Genomic DNA, 12346 nt, shown 5'->3' with positions numbered 1-12346 from the left:
GTGAAGACTGAAACTGCTTGGCATGACTGGAGAAAACCGTTCCCGATGAGTGCTGAATCCGTGAAGATCGACCTTGCTCCCGCCGTGGTCCGCAGACCGCTGCCCGGTTCCGAGACCGCGCGGGTGATCCGCGAGAGTTTCGCCCTGGTCGAGCCGAAAGCCGAGGAGCTGGCGCAGTACTTCTACGGAGCGCTGTTCGTGATCGCGCCGGATGCCCGCGATCTGTTCCCGGTGACGATGGCCACACAACGGAGCAGATTGTTGCGGGCGCTCGTGTACGTGGTGCAGATGGTGGACCGGCCCGACGAACTCACCACGTTCCTCGGCCAACTGGGCCGCGACCACCGGAAGTTCGACGTGGTGACGCGCCACTACGACGCCGTCGGAACCGCGTTGATCAGCGCGATGAAACGATTTCTCGGCAAAGCGTGGACGCCCGAGGTGGAAACGGCGTGGACGTCGGCGTACCAGTTGATCTCCGAGACGATGCGCAAAGCCGCGGGTGAGGAGACGGGGCCGGCGTGGTGGAGCGGGACGGTGCTGGAGCACCGGAAGCTCTCGGCCGACGTCGCGTTGGTGCGGGTGCGCACGGAGCAGCTGCTGCCGTACCGCTCCGGCGGCTACGTGAGCGTCGAGGTGCCGCAGCGGCCGCGGCTCTGGCGGTACCTGTCCATGGCGACGGCGCCGCGCGACGACGGCCTGCTCACCTTCCACGTGCGCGCGGTCACCGGCGGCTGGGTCTCGCGGGCGATCGTGAACCACACCCACGCCGGCGACGTCTGGCGGCTGGGTCCTTCGCTGGGCGCGCTGTCCGTGGTGCCGACCGCCGACCAACGGCCGCTGCTGATGATCGCGGGCGGCACCGGCGTCGCTCCGCTGATGGCGATCCTCGACGACCTGTCCCGCTGGAAGCGCAACCCGCCCGTGCACCTGTTCTTCGGCGGCCGCAAGCCGGGTGACCTGTACGCGCTCGACGAGCTGCGCCGGCTGGCCGTCACGTCGCCGTGGCTCACCGTCACCCCGGTCACGGAGGAAGGCGCGGTCCCCGGCGGCGACCGGGGCACCCTGGCCACCGCGGTGACGCAGCGTGGCGCCTGGAAGGACCACGAGGTGCTGGTGGCGGGCTCGCCGGACATGATCCGCGGCACGATCGCGAAACTGCTGGCCGCGGGAGTGGACCTCGAACGAATCCGGTATGACCCGTTCACTTTGGACTAGTGTGCTGGTCCATGGAGATCACGATCCCCACGCCGGCGGGCGACATCGACGGCTACCTCGCAGTCCCCGCTGGTCCAGGCCCTTTCCCGGCCGTCGTGATCATCCACGACGCCATCGGCCTGTCCAAGGACGCGCGCGAGATCACCGACCGGTTCGCCTCCGCGGGGTACCTGGCGCTCAGCCCCGACCTCTACTCGCGCGGCGGCCTGTTCCGCTGCGTGCGGCAGGTGTTCAAGGACATGTTCGCGCGCAGCGGCCGCGCCTTCGACGACATCGAGGCTTCGCGGGTCCTGCTGTCCGCGCGTGAGGACTGCAGCGGCAAGATCGGCATCGCCGGCTACTGCATGGGCGGCGGCTTCGCGCTCGTGGCGGCTTCGCGCTCGTTCGACGTCTCGGCCCCGTACTACGGCCAGCTGCCCCGCGACTTGTCCGTCCTGGACGAAGCCTGCCCCGTCGTCGCCAGCTTCGGCCGCCGCGACCCCTCCCTGCGCGGCGCCGCGGCGAAGCTCTCGGCCGCCCTGACGGAACGCAACGTGCCCCACGACGTGAAGGAATACCCCGACGCGGGGCACAGCTTCGCGAACAAAATGGGCCCGGCGCCGGTGCAGGCGTTGGCGAAGGTGGTGGGGTTCGGCTACCACGAACCTTCGGACCGCGACGCGTGGCAGCGGGTGATGACGTTCTTCGGGGAGTACCTGAAGAAGCCGTCGGACGGTTCGGAAGGCTGACGCGGTCTGGGTGGTTCGCCGGTTCTCTGCTGCACTGCTGCGCTGCTGCACGAAAGGTCCCCTCACGCAGACACGCGCAGCGCCAACGGTCCAGTCGCGCGCTTCAGCAGGGCCAGCTCGCATGCACACGGCACGAAGGGACCACTCGCGCACGTTTGGCGACGCCACCGGTCCCCTCGCATCCGCAACCCGTAGCGATGGGACCACTCGCGCCGCAGACAGGACGCGGCGGGACCGCCTGCACCGCCGCCAGAGCCCGATCGGACCGCTCGTGCCGAGCCGTGCGGTGCGAAAGGTCCAGTCACGTAGGTGCCGTGGCGCGAAGTGACCGGTCGCGGAACTAACCGGGGCGCAAGGGGACCACTCGGGGACCGCGCGCGAGCGGACCGGTCACTACCGGCACACGCACCCGCGCGCAAGGACCACCGCACCTCAAACGCGAAACAGCCCCTCCACCACCGACCCGGTGGCAAAGGGGCTGTCCCACGAAAACCTCAGCGGCGCTTGGGCTTCCACACCACCAAGGACGTCTGCTGCCGCGTCGGCACCAGGTCCTTGCGGTACGAAGCGTGCACCGCCGCGGCGGCTTGTTCGGCGGCGGCGTAGGCGGACGCCAGCTCCTCGGTCAGCTCGTGGACCCGGGCGCGCAGGGCGTCGACCTGGTTTTCCAGCTCGATGATCCGCTTCACGCCCGCCAGGTTGACGCCGTCCTCCTGCGAGAGGCGCTGGACCTCGCGCAGCAGGGCGATGTCGCGCATCGAGTACCTCCGGCCGCCGCCGGAGGTCCGGCCCGGGGAGACCAGGCCCTGGCGGTCGTAGGAGCGCAGGGTTTGCGCGTGGAGGCCCGAGAGCTGGGCTGCCACGGAGATCACGAACACGGGGGTGTCCTCGTCCGCGCCGTGCGGGAGTCCCGGGATACCGCCGAACATCACCCTCACCTGCCTTCGAGCATCTCGGTCACCTCAGGCCGCGGGTCGTGGCCCTTCATCGCCTCCGCGTAGGCCTCGAGGGCCTCGCGCGCCTTGTCGTCCAGTTTGGCGGGGACCGCCGCCTGCAGGGTCACGAGCAAGTCACCCTGCGAACCGTCCCGCTTCTGAATTCCCTTTCCGCGCACGCGCAACACTCGGCCACTCGCGGTACCCGCGGGCACCTTCAGCGACACCTTGCCCTCGAGCGTCGGCACCGTGATCGTGGTGCCCAGCGCGAGCTCGGTGAAGTCGACCGGCACGGTCAGCGTCAGGTCGAGGTCCTTGCGCCCGAACAGCTTGTGCGGTGCCACGTGCACGCGGACGTACAGGTCACCGGCCTGCGCGCCACCGCGGCCGGGTTCGCCCTGGCCCGCCAGGCGGATCCGCTGGTCGTCGTCGACGCCCGGCGGGATGCGCACGGTCAGCGTGCGGGTGCGGGTGCTGATGCCCTCGCCGCCGCACTCGGGGCACGGGTCGTCGATGATCTGGCCGCGGCCGCGGCAGTCGCGGCACGGCTCGGAGAACGCGAACGCACCCTGGCTGCGGCTGACGAGACCCGAACCGCCACACGTCGGACACTGGCGCGGCGACGTGCCCGGCTTCGCACCGTTGCCACCACACGTCGAACACGTCGCGGGGCTCGACAGGCGCAGCGGCAGGGTCGCGCCCTTGACCGCCTCGGTGAAGTCGATCCGCACGTCGGTCTCGACGTCGGCGCCACGCTGCGGCCGGTTGGCCGACGCGGCCCCGCCGGCCCGGCCCTGACGGCCGAAGATGCCGCCCAGGATGTCGCCGAGCCCACCGAAGCCGCCCTGCTGGGCAGCGCCGGCCTGGCCGAAGATGTCGCCCATGTCGAAGCCGCCCGCGCCACCGGCGCCGCCCGGGAACCCGCCGCCGAAGCCGCCGGAGCCGAAGAGGCGCTGGGCCTCGTCGTACTCCTTGCGCTTCGCGACGTCGGACAGCACGCCGTAGGCCTCGGACACGGCCTTGAACTTGTTCTCGGCCGCGGTGTTGCCCGCGTTGGCGTCCGGGTGGTTCTCCTTGGCCAGCTTGCGGTAGGCCTTCTTGATCTCGTCCGCAGTGGCGTCGGAGGAGACACCCAGCTCTTTGTAGAAGTCCTTGCCCATCCACTCCCGAGCACTCATCGGGTGCCTCCTCCTTTCGCTACGAAACGGTTGTTACTGCTGGTTCGGCTCATCGATCGACCCGTCCAGCGGCAGCTCGCCGCCGACGGGCGGGTCGACCGGTGCCGCGGCCGGCTCGTGGTCGGTGACCCCGACCAGCGCCGCCCGCAGGACCCGGTCGCCGAAGCGGTAACCGCGGCGCATGACCACGGTGACCGTCGGACCCGCCACGTCCGGCGAGGTGTTGTGCTGCACGGCCTCGTGCACGCTCGGGTCGAAGGGCTCGCCCTCCGCGCCGAACGACTCGAGACCGGCTCGCTGCAAGCCGCTCACCAGCTTGTCGCCGACCGCCTTGAACGCACCGGTGAGGTCACCGTGCTGCTCGGCCCGCTCGAGGTCGTCGAGCAGGGGCAGCAGGTCACCGACCACCGACGCCTTCGCGCCCAGCACCACGGCCTCGCGGTCGCGGTCCACGCGCTTGCGGTAGTTGGCGTACTCCGCCTGCAGGCGCTGCAGGTCGGCCGTGCGCTCGGCCAGCTGCTTCTCGACGTCGGACGCGACCGTGACCGCGTCGTCCACCGAGTCGCCGAGCGAGGGGCCCGCGTGCTGCGCGGGCGCCTCGTCGACCTGGACTTCTTCCGGGGCAGGAGGACGGACCTCACCGGTCTGCGGGTCGACCCGCCGCCGGTCACGCACGACCACCGGTTCCTCGGGGCCCCGGCCCTCGGCTTCGGAGTGTCGTGGGGTCACTTCTTCTCGTCCTCTTCCACGATCTCGGCGTCGACCACGTCATCGGCCTTGTCCTGCGCCCCACCGGCGGAACCGGTGTCGGCACCCGGAGCGCCACCGTCGGCGCCGGCGGCACCCTGGTTGGCGTAGAGCGCGGTGCCCAGCTCCTGCGAAGCCGTGTTCAGCTTCTCGATGGACTCGCGGATCTTGGCCGAGTCGGTGCCCTTCAGCGCCTCGTTGGCCTCGTCGATGGCGGTCTTGACCTTGCCCTTGAGGTCCTCGGGGAGCTTGTCCTCGTTGTCCTTGACGAACTTCTCGGTCTGGTAGACGAGAGTCTCCGCCTGGTTGCGGGTCTCCGCTTCCTCGCGGCGCTTCTTGTCTTCCTCGGCGTGGGCCTCGGCGTCCTTGACCATGCGGTCGATGTCGTCCTTCGGCAGCGCGGAGCCACCGGTGATCGTCATCGACTGCTCCTTGTTCGTGCCCAGGTCCTTCGCGGTCACGTGCACGATGCCGTTGGCGTCGATGTCGAAGGTGACCTCGATCTGCGGCACGCCACGCGGGGCCGGCGGGAGACCGGTCAGCTCGAACATGCCGAGCTTCTTGTTGTGCGCCGCGATCTCGCGCTCACCCTGGAACACCTGGATCTGCACCGACGGCTGGTTGTCGTCCGCCGTGGAGAAGATCTCCGAACGCTTGGTCGGGATCGTGGTGTTGCGCTCGATGAGCTTGGTGAACACGCCACCCTTGGTCTCGATGCCCAGCGAAAGCGGGGTCACGTCCAGCAGCAGGACGTCCTTGACCTCACCCTTCAGGACACCGGCCTGCAGCGCGGCACCCACGGCCACGACCTCGTCCGGGTTCACGCCCTTGTTCGGCTCGCGCCCACCGGTCAGCTCCTTGACCAGGTCCGACACGGCCGGCATGCGGGTGGAACCACCCACGAGCACGACGTGGTCGATGTCGCCGACGGCGATGCCGGCGTCGCGGATCACGTTGTTGAACGGGTTGCGGGTGCGCTCGAGCAGGTCCGCGGTGATCTTCTGGAACTCGGCGCGCGACAGCGTCTCGTCCAGGAACAGCGGGTTCTTGTCCGCGTCGACCGTGATGTAGGGCAGGTTGATGCCGGCGGAGTTGGAGCTGGACAGCTCGATCTTCGCCTTCTCGGCCGCCTCGCGGATGCGCTGCAAGGCCATCTTGTCCTTGGTCAGGTCGATGCCGTTGGAGGCCTTGAACTTGTCGACCAGCCACTTGACGATGCGCTCGTCCCAGTCGTCACCACCGAGGTGGTTGTCACCGGAAGTCGCCCGCACCTCGACGACACCCTCGCCGATCTCCAGCAGCGACACGTCGAACGTACCGCCACCGAGGTCGAAGACCAGGATGGTCTGTTCCTTCTCGCCCTTGTCCAGGCCGTACGCCAGCGCGGCGGCGGTCGGCTCGTTGACGATGCGGAGCACGTTCAGGCCGGCGATCTGCCCGGCCTCCTTGGTGGCCTGCCGCTGCGCGTCCTCGAAGTACGCCGGGACGGTGATCACCGCGTCGGTGATCTCCTCGCCCAGGTACGACTCGGCGTCGCGCTTCAGCTTCATCAGCACGCGCGCGCTGATCTCCTGCGGCGTGTAGTTCTTGCCGTCGATCTCGGTGTTCCAGTCGGTACCGATGTGCCGCTTGACGGACCGGATGGTGCGGTCGACGTTCGTGACGGCCTGGTTCTTCGCCGACTGACCGGTGAGCACTTCACCGTTCTTGGCGAACGCGACGATGGACGGGGTGGTCCGGGAGCCTTCCGAGTTGGCGATGACCGTCGGCTCGCCGCCCTCAAGGACGGCTACGACCGAGTTGGTCGTGCCGAGGTCGATGCCGACCGCTCGCGCCATGGTGCTTCCTCCTGTGTTCGCAGCTCGACTGCTATGTTCGTGACCTGCATGTTTCGGGTCCGCCTTGAGCGGACCCCTGGCAAGTTCTATCGGGCCTTCGCGCGCTTCGTCAAGCCAGACTTGAGTCAGCTGCACTCAACCTTCGTATCAGGCTAACGAAGGGGTAGTGGCTCTTGTTCCCGGGCTCACCGGCAGATCGTGCCGCGAAGGGGTGTGAGGCCGCTCACCAGGTATTTGTCCCCGGACAAACCGCTGCCGGCCGGCGCCGAAGCGCACGACCGGCGGTGTCGGTGGCAGCCGAGGACGCCCGGCGTCAGACCGGACGAGCCGCGGCGAGCGGCCGGAGAGCGCGGTGGGACCCCTCGTCCCGCACCAGTACCGGCTCCGCGAGCCGCACGTCTCCAGGTGGCACCGTCACCTGGACCACGGCGACGGGCGTGGGGACCGGCGTCGTGGCGTCGGGCTTGGCCGCCAGGCCCAGGCTCGCCGTCACGACGAACGCCCCCACCGCCCCGGCCAGGACGGCCGCCAGGACCCGGTTCTCGATCTTGCGCATGTGGCTGTTCCCCCGAAGGTGTCAGGCGGCCTTGACGGTGACGCTGCCGCTGGAGGTGTTGAGGTCGAGCGTCTTCTGATCCGCGCCGTTGGCCGTCGGGATGTCCACGCTCCGGTGCCCGCTGTCGGTGTCACCGATCACCCTGTACGACCCGTCCGGCACCCGCACGTCGACGCTGCCGGAGTCGGCGTGCACCTTCACGTCGTTGGGCGTGGCCAGGGCCAGCTCGACGCTGCCGGAGTCGGCGGAGACGTCGACCGGCCCGCGCACCCCGTCGGCCTTCACGTGGCCGGAGTCGCTGTGCAGCTGCACCGGCCCGACGTTCTGCAGGTCGATCGAACCGCTGTCGAGGCGCAGGTTCACCAGGCCCGCGACGTTCGTCACGTGCGCGCTGCCGGAGTCGGCGGTGACGTCGACGCTCGCGACGCCCGTGACGTCCACCTCGCCCGAATCGGACTGGCCCGTCACCGGCACCCCGGCCGGCACGACGACGTCGAAGTCGGCGGTGCAGTTGCGGCCGCAGTCGCCGAGCACGAGCTGGTCGCCCTCCACCCGGAAGGCGTCGCCCGGCTCGCCGCGGAAGTTGTAGTGCAGCTTCTGGTGCACGGAGATCGCGCCGGAGCCGGTGCGGATCCGGATGTCGCCGGAGTTCGCGGCGAGCTTCACGCCGCGGATCTGCTGCGAGACCGTCGCGCTGCGCTCCACCGTGCTGCCCAGCCCCCAGCCGAGCGCGATGGCCACTCCCACGCCGATCAGAACTACGCCACCCAGTGCCAGAAGCGGGCGTGCCATGGTGTCCGTCCCCTCAGTACTGCTCATCCGTCTTCCGCAAACGATAGGAGGGGCACGGGTGCCGCGACATCCGGTAAACCCCCCGAAACATCCCTGAGGTGCCGGGGTCCGGGTCAGGGTCATAGCCTGGTGTCGACTTGGACTTCCAAGATCAACGCGTTCAGGAGGATTGATGCCCCAATCGCCCAATCCCTACGATTTCCTGCCGTCCGTGCCGTCGTTCACGCTGCGCAGCACGGACATCGCCGAGGGCGAGACGCTCGCGACGCCGCACCTGTCCGGCATCTTCGGCGCCGGTGGCGAAGACCGGTCGCCGCAGCTGTCGTGGGAGGGCTTCCCCGAGGAGACGCGCAGCTTCGCGGTCACGATGTACGACCCCGACGCCCCGACCGCGAGCGGTTTCTGGCACTGGGCCGTGTTCAACGTCCCCGCGTCGGTCACCGAGCTGGCCGCCAACGCCGGCGACGCCAACGGCTCCGGCCTGCCGGAGGGCGCTGTCACTCTGAAGGGTGACGGCGGCGTGAAGCAGTTCCTCGGCGCCGCCCCGCCGCCCGGGCACGGCCCGCACCGCTACTACTTCGTGGTGCACGCGCTCGACGTCGACTCCCTGGAGATCGACGGCGACGCCACGCCCGCGTTCCTCGGCTTCAACCTGTTCGGCCACACCCTGGCTCGCGCCACGATCATGGCGGTCTACGAGAACAAGGGCTGAGTTTCACCGGTACCAGGGCCACCGCGGGTTCGCTCGCGGTGGCCCTGCGGTGTTTTTCCGACAGGTGGAATCACTGCCGTTGACCCGCTCCCTCGCCGGGGAAGACGATCGGAAGCTGCACATCAGCACGTACCTCGTACCGCAAGGGAGCCGGCACCGATGTACGAAAAGGACGGCGAGCGCTACTTCATCGTCGACGGTCACGTGCACTTCTGGAAGCCGACCGAAGACGGATTTCGCCGCCAGAGCGAGGAAACGATCAGCCACGACCTGTTCGAAACGGGGTACGTGGACCACGCGATCTTCCAGCCCGCCGACCCCGACGGCGCGGCACCCGGGAGCGCGCTGACCGAGCGGTACCCCGGCCGGTTCACCGTCGCCGGGCTCGAGCCGGTGGTCGGCAACATCAAGGGCGTCAAGCTCGTCACCACCGAACAGGCGGGCCGGCAGCTGTCGGACCGGTGCTCCTACCGCTTCCTGGAGAAGTGCCAGGAGTTCGGCATCCGCAACGTCCACCTCCACGCCGCCCCCTCGATCCGCCCGTTCGACCGCGACGGCACGAGCGGCTTGGGCGGCCCGGACGGCGCCGACGCGTCCGCGGCCTTCGACGCCGCCGGTCTCGACGAGGTCGCCGCGGCGTTCCCGGACTTGCGCTTCATCGTCGAGCACGTGGGCTTGGCGCGGCTGCAGGACTTCTGCTGGATCGCCACGCAGGAGCCCAACGTGTACGCCGGCCTCGCACTCGCGTTGCCCGCCATCCTCACCCGGCCGCGCCAGTTCGCCGAGATCGTCGGCGAACTGCTCTACTGGATGGACGAGAACCGGATCATCTTCGCCAGCGACTACGGACGCCAGCACCCGAAGTGGCTGATCGAGTCCTTTGTGGACTTCGAGATGCCGGAGGACTTCCAGGACGAGTACGGCGAGCTCACCACGGACGTGAAGAAGAAGATCCTCGGCCTCAACGCGGCGCGCCTGTACGACCTCGAGGTGCCGGACGGGTGCGGGACCACCGAAGCGGCGGCCGAACGCGACGAGATCGGTTCGAACTCGAAAGTACCGGTGTGACGCCGGGACTCACCCGTTCGGTCCAATGGGCCGAAATCCCGGTACGCCGGAGTCACCACGGCCCGTGGGCTGACGACCTGCACTGATCTCACCGGGTGAAGCCGGGTGACGATCAGCGTGAGCGCCGAAGACGGCGTCGGAATCGTTGCCGACCGGGGGCTCCGCTTGAGCCGTTCGGAGCACGTATGGTGGAGGGCGCATGTGATCGCCCGTTCACTGCCGAACGGTTCACGGAGGTGCCGCTGTGTCCGAACCCGCCCTGCCGCTTTCCGACGACGACACCACCGAGAAGGAACCCAGCGGGCTGATCGGTTCGGCGCAGCGGGCGCTGCGCGTGCTCGAGATCGTGGCCGGCGCCGGTGACGGCATCGCGGCCAAGGCCGTGGCCCGGCGCGCCGGCTACAAGCTCTCGACCACCTACCACCTGCTCAACACGCTGGTCCACGAAGGCTATTTGATCCGCCTCGGCCACGGCCGCGGGTTCGGCCTCGGCTACAAGGTCGGCGGTCTCTACCACAGCCTGCTCGGCGAGCTCGACGTCGACCACCAGCTGCGCGACGGCCTGCACCAGCTGCACCTGCGCGTGAGCGCGCCCGCGTACTACACGGTCTTCCGCGACACCGACGTCGTCGTCGCGGCCGTCGCCGACTCGCCCGAGTTCCCGCGCGCCCAGCCGCTCGACTTCGGCTTCCACGAAGCCGCGCACGCCACCGCGTTCGGCAAGGTGATGCTGGCGTCGCTGCCCGCGCGCGAGCGCCGCGACTACCTCGCCGGCGCCGGGATGCCCCGCCTCACCGACCGCACCCGCGTGACGGCCCGCGATCTCGAAACTGAGCTCGAAACCGTGGCGCGCTCGGGGATCGCGCTGGAGATCGAGGAGTTCCAGCCCCAGCTCGCGTGCGTGTCGGCCCCGGTGCTCGACACCCAGCAGCGCGTGACGGGCGCGGTCGCGTTCTCCGTGCCGGTGCACCAGTTCGCCGATCGGCGCTCGGACCTCGAACGCGCCGCGCGCGCCGGGGCCGCGCACTTCTCGAAGTTGTTGTCCGCCAAGGACAACTGAAAATTCGACCGACCGGTCTACCGCAGCGCCTCGCGGTTGGCCCCCTCACGTTCGAGGAACCGGCCCTTGGTGTGCTCACCGAACCCGAACTGCCGGTACAACCCGTGCGCGTCGGCCGTGTGCAGCATCCAGCGCATGCCCGCGCCCGGGCCGTTGTCGATCATCTCCCGCACGATTTCCTTGCCCAGCCCCGAACCGCGCGCGTCCTCGACCACGAACACGTCGGCGAGGTAGGCCGACGTCACGCCGTCGGAGATCGCCCGCGCGAAGCCGACCTGGCGGCCGGTGGCGCGTTCGTACACGCCGACCACGCGCCAGGACCCGGCGATGGCCGCTTCGACCTGATCACGGGTGCGCCAGCGGCCCCAGTAGGCCTCGGTGGAGAGGAACTTCCACAGCACGTCGAGGTCGAGCCGGCCGGGGTCGTCGTCGAGTTCGTAGTCACCTGCGATCCGCATGTCCCGCAAGTTACCAATCCGGCCAAAAGTAGGCGGGTACGCAACCGGACCTGACAACGGCCGGCGACTGTTCCCGCCGTGACTGTGGTCGGGTTGGTAACCATCAGCACAGTCAGCGTGGTTTGAGGAGGTAGTCGACGACCGGCCGCAGTTCGTCGGCCGAGGGTGGCTCGTCGTCGATCAGGCCCTGGATCAGCAGACCGTCGATGCCGGCGAGGAACACGCGGAACGCGACCTCGTCGTCGTGGCGGACCATGGACGTGAGCACGTCGAGCCAGCGCCGCGCGGCCGGGCGCAGCTCGGGCTTGCGCGCGGCCAGCAGGTACAGCTCGTACTCGGCCATCGTGCGCCCGCGCCGCGGCCCGAGCGCCTCCGCGAGCAGGCCGGCCACCTCCTCGGCGCCGCGGCTGCCGCGCGAACGGGCGCGATCGATCATCCAGTAGACCTCGGTGGCCATGTCACGCGCGCAGGAGATGAGCGTGGCCACGAGCAGGTCGTCGAGCGAGGCGAAGTGGTACGTCGTCGACGCGGTGGGCACGTCGGCCTCCACCGCCACCGTGCGGTGCGTGACTCCGGCGACGCCGTCGCGTTCGATCACCCGCAGGGTGGCCGCGATGATCTCCGCGCGCCGCTTCTCGCCGCGCGCCTTGCGACCGTCGACCTGGATCTTCACTGGTTGCTCCCGACCTCGATCAGCACCACCCCGCCGATCACCAGCACGAGCCCACCGGCCATCACCAGGTTGATCGGTTCCTTGAGGAACAGGACCCCGATGATCGCCACGAGCGCCACGCCGACGGCGGCCCACACCGCGTACGCGATGCCGAGCGGCAACCCCGACTTCAGCACGCGGGAAAGTGCGAAGAACGCTACGCCGTACCCCACGGCGACCAGCACGGACGGCAGGACTTTGGTGAAGCCCTCGGAGAGCTTCAGGGAAACGGTGGCCGTCACTTCTGCGGCGATCGCCAAAGCGAGGTACAAGTAAGCACCCATGAGTACGAAACTACCTGAACGATCGTCTCACTAGCCAGCGAGGCGTGCACCACATCGGTG

At 69.2% G+C, this 12346-nt stretch carries 14 protein-coding genes; 5 read left to right on the top strand and 9 right to left on the bottom strand.

Annotation, left to right across the window (positions count from 1 at the left end; translation table 11 throughout):
• The first annotated feature begins 45 nt into the window (after window positions 1–45).
• Entirely contained in the window at window positions 46–1218 is a 1173-nt protein-coding gene (locus AB0878_RS15325; RefSeq protein WP_366580200.1) for a globin domain-containing protein, read from the top strand.
• 11 nt (window positions 1219–1229) lie between these two features.
• Window positions 1230–1946, top strand: coding sequence for a dienelactone hydrolase family protein (locus AB0878_RS15320; RefSeq protein ID WP_366580198.1), 717 nt, complete (start codon window positions 1230–1232; stop codon window positions 1944–1946).
• Window positions 1947–2440: 494 nt separating this feature from the next.
• Here AB0878_RS15320 and AB0878_RS15315 read toward each other — a convergent pair whose 3' ends face one another.
• The 6 genes from AB0878_RS15315 to AB0878_RS15290 all read right to left on the bottom strand — a co-directional run bounded on the left by AB0878_RS15315 (window position 2441) and on the right by AB0878_RS15290 (window position 7992).
• Entirely contained in the window at window positions 2441–2875 is a 435-nt protein-coding gene (locus AB0878_RS15315; protein ID WP_366580196.1) for a helix-turn-helix transcriptional regulator, read from the bottom strand.
• A 5-nt stretch (window positions 2876–2880) separates the two neighbouring features.
• Window positions 2881–4059, bottom strand: a complete 1179-nt coding sequence (dnaJ, locus tag AB0878_RS15310) for a molecular chaperone DnaJ (protein ID WP_366580194.1) — start codon at window positions 4057–4059, stop codon at window positions 2881–2883.
• Window positions 4060–4092: 33 nt separating this feature from the next.
• Complete coding sequence (grpE, locus tag AB0878_RS15305) at window positions 4093–4788, bottom strand: nucleotide exchange factor GrpE (protein WP_366580192.1); 696 nt, start codon at window positions 4786–4788, stop codon at window positions 4093–4095.
• Window positions 4785–6644, bottom strand: a complete 1860-nt coding sequence (gene dnaK, locus AB0878_RS15300; protein ID WP_366580190.1) for a molecular chaperone DnaK — start codon at window positions 6642–6644, stop codon at window positions 4785–4787. The genes grpE and dnaK overlap by 4 nt, the downstream gene beginning before the upstream one ends.
• Before the next feature lie 313 nt (window positions 6645–6957).
• Window positions 6958–7200 carry a hypothetical protein gene (locus AB0878_RS15295; RefSeq protein ID WP_366580188.1) on the bottom strand — a complete coding sequence of 81 codons (243 nt, stop codon included), beginning with the start codon at window positions 7198–7200 and terminating at the stop codon, window positions 6958–6960.
• 21 nt (window positions 7201–7221) lie between these two features.
• Window positions 7222–7992 carry a DUF4097 family beta strand repeat-containing protein gene (locus tag AB0878_RS15290; RefSeq protein WP_366580186.1) on the bottom strand — a complete coding sequence of 257 codons (771 nt, stop codon included), beginning with the start codon at window positions 7990–7992 and terminating at the stop codon, window positions 7222–7224.
• Window positions 7993–8164: 172 nt separating this feature from the next.
• On the opposite strand from AB0878_RS15290, the gene AB0878_RS15285 reads away from it, so the two are divergent.
• The 3 genes from AB0878_RS15285 (at window position 8165) to AB0878_RS15275 (ending at window position 10832) form a co-directional block, all read left to right on the top strand.
• Window positions 8165–8704, top strand: coding sequence for a YbhB/YbcL family Raf kinase inhibitor-like protein (locus tag AB0878_RS15285; RefSeq protein WP_366580184.1), 540 nt, complete (start codon window positions 8165–8167; stop codon window positions 8702–8704).
• A 159-nt stretch (window positions 8705–8863) separates the two neighbouring features.
• Entirely contained in the window at window positions 8864–9772 is a 909-nt protein-coding gene (locus AB0878_RS15280; RefSeq protein WP_366580182.1) for an amidohydrolase family protein, read from the top strand.
• Window positions 9773–10016: 244 nt separating this feature from the next.
• Entirely contained in the window at window positions 10017–10832 is an 816-nt protein-coding gene (locus AB0878_RS15275; protein WP_366580180.1) for an IclR family transcriptional regulator, read from the top strand.
• 17 nt (window positions 10833–10849) lie between these two features.
• Here the strand turns inward: AB0878_RS15275 and AB0878_RS15270 are convergent, their stop codons facing one another.
• From AB0878_RS15270 to AB0878_RS15260, 3 genes are all read right to left on the bottom strand, one after another.
• Window positions 10850–11290 (bottom strand): GNAT family N-acetyltransferase, encoded by a 441-nt coding sequence (locus AB0878_RS15270; RefSeq protein ID WP_366580178.1) that lies wholly within the window; start codon window positions 11288–11290, stop codon window positions 10850–10852.
• A gap of 112 nt (window positions 11291–11402) precedes the next feature.
• Window positions 11403–11963: a TetR family transcriptional regulator gene (locus tag AB0878_RS15265; RefSeq protein ID WP_364054429.1), complete on the bottom strand. Its 561-nt coding sequence runs from the start codon at window positions 11961–11963 to the stop codon at window positions 11403–11405.
• Entirely contained in the window at window positions 11960–12286 is a 327-nt protein-coding gene (locus AB0878_RS15260) for a multidrug efflux SMR transporter (RefSeq protein ID WP_366580175.1), read from the bottom strand. The genes AB0878_RS15265 and AB0878_RS15260 overlap by 4 nt, the downstream gene beginning before the upstream one ends.
• Window positions 12287–12346 lie beyond the last annotated feature (60 nt).

This window comes from Amycolatopsis sp. NPDC047767, assembly GCF_040704195.1.
In the GTDB taxonomy this organism is placed as follows: domain Bacteria; phylum Actinomycetota; class Actinomycetes; order Mycobacteriales; family Pseudonocardiaceae; genus Amycolatopsis.
This window is presented reverse-complemented; position numbering and strand designations above follow the sequence as displayed.

Coding starts and splice junctions, on each gene's coding strand:
- AB0878_RS15280 (WP_366580182.1), top strand. CDS start 8,864: ATGTACGAAAAGGACGGCGAGCGCTACTTCATCGTCGACGGTCACGTG.
- AB0878_RS15325 (WP_366580200.1), top strand. CDS start 46: ATGAGTGCTGAATCCGTGAAGATCGACCTTGCTCCCGCCGTGGTCCGC.
- dnaJ (WP_366580194.1), bottom strand. CDS start 4,059: ATGAGTGCTCGGGAGTGGATGGGCAAGGACTTCTACAAAGAGCTGGGT.
- dnaK (WP_366580190.1), bottom strand. CDS start 6,644: ATGGCGCGAGCGGTCGGCATCGACCTCGGCACGACCAACTCGGTCGTA.
- AB0878_RS15290 (WP_366580186.1), bottom strand. CDS start 7,992: ATGGCACGCCCGCTTCTGGCACTGGGTGGCGTAGTTCTGATCGGCGTG.
- AB0878_RS15270 (WP_366580178.1), bottom strand. CDS start 11,290: ATGCGGATCGCAGGTGACTACGAACTCGACGACGACCCCGGCCGGCTC.
- AB0878_RS15315 (WP_366580196.1), bottom strand. CDS start 2,875: ATGTTCGGCGGTATCCCGGGACTCCCGCACGGCGCGGACGAGGACACC.
- AB0878_RS15285 (WP_366580184.1), top strand. CDS start 8,165: ATGCCCCAATCGCCCAATCCCTACGATTTCCTGCCGTCCGTGCCGTCG.
- AB0878_RS15320 (WP_366580198.1), top strand. CDS start 1,230: ATGGAGATCACGATCCCCACGCCGGCGGGCGACATCGACGGCTACCTC.
- AB0878_RS15295 (WP_366580188.1), bottom strand. CDS start 7,200: ATGCGCAAGATCGAGAACCGGGTCCTGGCGGCCGTCCTGGCCGGGGCG.
- AB0878_RS15260 (WP_366580175.1), bottom strand. CDS start 12,286: ATGGGTGCTTACTTGTACCTCGCTTTGGCGATCGCCGCAGAAGTGACG.